This window comes from Bacillus sp. JJ1127, from assembly GCF_036965845.1.
Classification (GTDB): domain Bacteria; phylum Bacillota; class Bacilli; order Bacillales; family Bacillaceae_G; genus Bacillus_A.
In genome coordinates this window covers 1-3,270 of record NZ_JBALQK010000353.1, presented here as the reverse complement: position 1 = coordinate 3,270, position 3,270 = coordinate 1, and the positions used below count along the sequence as shown (strand labels likewise).

At 32.0% G+C, this 3,270-nt stretch carries 3 protein-coding genes; all 3 read right to left on the bottom strand.

What is annotated here, in order from left to right:
- Positions 1-332: 332 nt before the first annotated feature.
- Positions 333-1,277: a phosphatidylinositol-specific phospholipase C/glycerophosphodiester phosphodiesterase family protein gene (locus tag V7183_RS24275; RefSeq protein WP_335361118.1), complete on the bottom strand. Its 945-nt coding sequence runs from the start codon at positions 1,275-1,277 to the stop codon at positions 333-335.
- Positions 1,278-1,505: 228 nt separating this feature from the next.
- Positions 1,506-1,646 carry a hypothetical protein gene (locus V7183_RS24270; protein ID WP_335361117.1) on the bottom strand — a complete coding sequence of 47 codons (141 nt, stop codon included), beginning with the start codon at positions 1,644-1,646 and terminating at the stop codon, positions 1,506-1,508.
- Positions 1,646-3,270 (bottom strand): LTA synthase family protein (locus tag V7183_RS24265; protein ID WP_335361116.1); only part of this gene is annotated, 1,625 nt, incomplete at its 5' end. The genes V7183_RS24265 and V7183_RS24270, both read right to left, overlap by 1 nt.

The window sequence follows — 3,270 nt, the reverse complement described above, 5'->3', positions numbered from 1 at the left end:
AATTTAGTATTCTTTAACATATAATTTCCTATTATTATAATCAAAAACCATTTTTATGCAATTTTACATATAAACTTCCAAATATGTAAAAAATTCTATATAATCATATTGCAAGGTAAAATAATGAAGGCGAGGGGAAAAATTATGCTTACAAAACTTTTAACTCCTGTAGTAGATTTAGTAACAAACTTATTAGGCGGCCTTTTAGGTACTCTAATCTAAGTAATACTAGTACTATTACCCAACTAGTTTATGTCCAAAAAGGAGCTGTCCAAAAAGTCAGGATAACTGGCTTTTTGGACAGCTCTTTGGACATAAAATGGCATCTACCCTTATCTATTTGTATTCCCGGTTGTAATCACTAAGCCATTTTGTTTTTGTCTCAATTCATCTGTGTAAAATCCATCGACACCAGCACTTCGATATGACGCTAATTCCTCTTCTGTGTTAAAAGTATTCATATACACTTTTTTTCCCATATCCTTTATCATCGGAATTGCATCTTTCCGTTTCTCCCACAAATCAGGTGAAAATGTAATCGCAAACACATTATCATGATCTTTTACAAAGTCACGAATTTGTTCATTTGTATCTGCACTTTGATACAACGTATAGATTACTTTGTCAAAATGATGAATTTGCTCCACCATGTCGTACATATCTCTCGTATACACTTGAACAATGATACGGTTTAATATGGACTCATCAACTTCCTTAGTTTTATTTACAATATATTCGAATTGTTTTTTTATAATATCCAGATTGTTGTCTTTTGTATCAGTGACAAGATAAATATCTTTCTTTTCTTTCATAATTTGTATAATTTCCTCAAAATCTAATGGATGTATCGTATCATGTATCATCAAGGATTTAAATGATTTATAAGATAACGGTTTGTTTGTTCCGACACCTTCTGGTTTCTTTTGTCCCAATGTTTGATACAAATAATCTTTCCAATCATGTCTAGCAACTAATCGATCATCACTTGTCAAGTTTAAATCAGTTTCAAACGCTCGAATACCTTCATTATAATTATCTAGAAGGGCCTCTTTAGAGTTGGTAAAACGTTGATTAATTCCTTTTGCTTTCACACTTCCCATTGCGTGAGCAATTAATAACTCCTCGCTATCTAAAGTATTTATAGTGTATTCTTGCTTTTGTTTAATGTTTTGTTTCCCCTTTACTTCCTCTTGTTTTCCCTCTGTTTCTTGAGCCGAACATGCACATAAAGAAACAATAGTTAACAAGCTTAAAATTTTTCCCCACAATTTCCGCATAAAATTCTCCTTGCATTCTTTATATTAGGCTTGTTCATGTTAAGATTCCTCCCTTTTGAAGCACTTTCATTACATAAGCTACGATTTGCCAGCAGGGAAGAATAAGTGAAAAACCATCGACAAAGAAAAAAGAACTTCCTAGCTAAATAACGTTTCTTTAACCAGGAAACCCCAAACACACACCCTTACATATAATAAAATTTAACATGTTATTCATTTTATTTTTTTTTAAGAATGATCCGCTCTTTCTTGCATCTCCTCTTCAAGTCCAGGAAATAAGAAATTTACTAACTGCGGCGTATCTATCATGCGATAAATCGTAAAGAGAAAAAAACTACTACATAACATAACAAATATCATTTTTCTCATCATGAATCCCTCGCTTTCCCTTTTCTAATCGGAAGGTTTTCAAGATATTGATCTGACAAATTCAATAATTTCCTTGTCTTTTCAAAATCGTCTTTTACGTTTGCTTCCAATGGAACCAGCATTCCTTCTAAATTGATAGCCTGTCCACCCTCAAATGATTCTCCTGGAATATAACAATACTTCTCATGTATGAATGTCCCATCTGGAAAATAGAATCTTTGTGGAATAATGTTATCCTTTTGATTTAACAAGTCTTGTCCGAACATAACCTGGTCTTTCGGCTGAATTCCTAATAAATTCATAACCGTTGGCATGATATCAATCTCACTACCTATATTTTTGAAATCTTTTCCTTCTTTTAATTCTGGATAATAAATCATAAACGGAATGCGATATGGATCAAATTGCCCATTTTTTACATGTGATGCAGGTAAGTATTGTTTTAAATTATCGGGTAAAGAATTTGTATCAATAATATGATGATCCCCGTATACAACAAATAATGACTTCTCCCATAATCCTTCACGCTTTAATCCCTCTATGAGAAATCCTAATTCTCTATCCACGTAGTTCACCGCTTGAATATAATCTCCAAATTGCGTTCCTTCTAACTCTTTTGGCAACGGTAAAGGTTGTTTATCTTTCGGTATTTTAAAAGGGTGATGACTGCTTAATGCGATAATATGTGCATAAAACTTCTTATCTTTTTCATCTAATTTTTTTAAAACCGGAAGTGTTTTTTCATAAAGCACATGATCACTCGCAGCTATATCTATCACATCTTTATTACCAAAATATTTTTGGTCATAAAATTTATCAAATCCTAACGCTTGATATAGTTGTTTTCGGTTATAAAATTTTGCATCATTCGTATGGAATGTATTCGTTACATAACCATGTTCCTTTAATACCCTAGGTAAACTTGGCACTTCTCGATCAGCAAAACGATTTGAATTTAATTCATATGTTCCTGGATAAGTGGATGTATTTACACTCCATTCTGCATCAACTGTATTCCCTTTCCCTGTTTGTTGAAAAAAGGTAGAAAACGAAAGCGACTGTTCACGTAGACGATCTAAATTCGGAGTAATGGATTTTCCATTCACTTTTAATCCGACTACATTTTCCTGTAGTGATTCAAGCTGAAGAATAATTACATTTTTATCCTTTGCGACTCCTTTATACTCAGGATTCTCTACTGGTTTTTCTTTCTTTATTTCTCTAATCATTTCATTTGTTATTTTCTTATTTTCCATAGAATAAGCTTTATTCACAGGGAATACTTTGCTAAAGGGAAAAGATAAGTTGTATGAGAAAACACCCATTTTTTCAGATTTCTTTTTATCATTTAAAATATCTTTTTTGTTCATCGTATATACAAATGTGGAAATCGCTAACATAAAACAAAGGGAAGTAATTCCTATCGTCTTCTTTGAAAACCTTATATCTTTGCGTTTCTTACTAAGTTTCAATTCGCTAAATATGATAAAAGGTAGGATGATCATATCTGCTATGTAGTAAAAATCTTTCCAATTTAATAGAGAAGATATACTGGCTGTTATTTCAGTCGTCTGATTCACTAACAATAAAGTATGGTAAGTCGGTATTACTCCATAAAATCTTT

Coding starts and splice junctions, on each gene's coding strand:
- V7183_RS24270 (WP_335361117.1), bottom strand. CDS start 1,646: ATGAGAAAAATGATATTTGTTATGTTATGTAGTAGTTTTTTTCTCTTT.
- V7183_RS24275 (WP_335361118.1), bottom strand. CDS start 1,277: ATGCGGAAATTGTGGGGAAAAATTTTAAGCTTGTTAACTATTGTTTCT.